The organism is Pseudoalteromonas sp. MMG012 (genome assembly GCF_018100875.1).
GTDB lineage: Bacteria > Pseudomonadota > Gammaproteobacteria > Enterobacterales > Alteromonadaceae > Pseudoalteromonas > Pseudoalteromonas aurantia.
On the sequence record NZ_JAGJEF010000202.1, the window covers coordinates 1 to 975 of the forward strand.

The following is a 975-nucleotide window of genomic DNA, read 5'->3' on the forward strand; positions in this document are numbered from 1 at the left end:
AAGGGTTAGTTAATACCGTGATTGATAATGCTGAAACCTTTGAATTAACGCCAAACTCGGTCTTTTTCCAATCGACTTCGATAGGCTTTGATGCGGCAACTTGGGTCATATGGATGTCTTTGCGTTCAGGTGCAACAATGACACTGGCGAGCTCAGGTGATTATGCACAAGAGCTGACACAACATCAAGATGTGACACATATCATGATGACCCCATCGATGTTGCAGTTAGTCAGTCCTGAGCATAAGAACAGCATTAGCCATGTTGTAGTCGGTGGCGAGTTTTGTTCTGCGGAATTGATAAATCAGTGGTTAGTGCATGACATTAAGTTCTTCAATGCATATGGACCAACGGAAGTCTCTATATGTAGCTCTATATGGAGGGCTAAGGAGCTATCTCAGACATCGATAGGTCGGGCAATATCAAATATACAATTCTTCATATTAAATGATCAGCAAGCCCTTAGTCCCAAAGGCAGTATTGGAGAGTTATATTTAGGAGGTGATGGTTTAGCCCGGGGTTATTTAAATCAGCCGACCTTAACCGCAGAGCGGTTTATTGATAACCCCTATTTTGATGAGAATGACCCACATAGTTCAAAAAGATTATACCGTACCGGAGACTTAGTCCGGTATTTACCGGATGGTGAATTGGCCTTTATGGGTCGTACAGATGATCAGGTTAAAATCCGAGGGTTTAGAATTGAGCTTGGCGAGATTGAAACACAATTAGCACAACAAGCAGGTGTTGAATCAGCGGTGGTGACAGTCAATGGAACCGCGGATAGTCAGCAGTTAATGGGTTATATTCATTCATCAGCTGTGCTAGACGACGGTGCACAGACGAGCTTGATAGACCAAGTGAAAACAGCGTTAGCAGCACAGTTACCTGAGTATATGGTACCCAGTGTCTTGATGGTGGTGCATGAATGGCCGTTGACGCCAAACGGCAAGGTCGATAAACGGGCATTACCAG

General features: G+C 44.1%; 1 protein-coding gene. It reads left to right on the forward strand.

Going from position 1 to position 975, the window contains the following annotated elements:
* Positions 1 to 17 precede the first annotated feature (17 nt).
* A partial coding sequence (locus J8L97_RS23015) for an amino acid adenylation domain-containing protein (protein ID WP_312037214.1) occupies positions 18 to 975 on the forward strand: 958 nt, incomplete at its 3' end.